The sequence below is a fragment of the Streptomonospora sediminis genome (assembly GCF_054778995.1).
Genome location: NZ_BAAGYZ010000062.1, coordinates 1 through 503 on the forward strand (window position 1 = coordinate 1; position 503 = coordinate 503).

1 protein-coding gene is annotated in these 503 nt (G+C 73.0%); it reads right to left on the bottom strand.

All coding sequences use genetic code 11. The features are described 5' to 3' along the window. The coding region (locus tag ACYVD5_RS12700) for an alcohol dehydrogenase catalytic domain-containing protein (protein WP_461001206.1) at nucleotides 1-477 on the bottom strand (477 nt) is incomplete at its 3' end. Nucleotides 478-503 lie beyond the last annotated feature (26 nt).

Here is a 503-nt window from a genome sequence, read left to right on the forward strand (position 1 = left end):
GTCCCACTTGCCCGGCGAAGCGGTCGCGAACACCTCCGCACCCGCATGCCGGGCGATTTGGATGGCGGCCATGCCCACACCGCCCGCACCCGAATGGACCAGCACCCGCTCCCCGGCCCGCAAGTCCGCCAAATCCCGCAGACCGTAGAAAGCAGTCGCGAAGACGCTGGGCACCGATGCGGCGCGGGCGAAGTCCCAGTCCGCGGGGATCGCGGCGAGCATCCGCCGGTCGGCCACCGTGCAGGGCCCGAAGGTCCCCTCACCCATGCCCAGCACGCGGTCGCCGACGGCCAGGTCCGCGACCCCGGGTCCGGTCTCGGTGACCACCCCGGCGTACTCGACGCCCATGGCGCCGGCCTCGCCCGGGTACATGCCCAGGCCGTTGAGCACGTCGCGGAAGTTCAGCCCGGCCGCGCGCACCGCGACCCGCACCTCGCCCGACGCCAGTTCCCGGTCGGCCTCAGGCGCCGGAACCAACGCAAGGTTGTCGATGGACCCCTTGG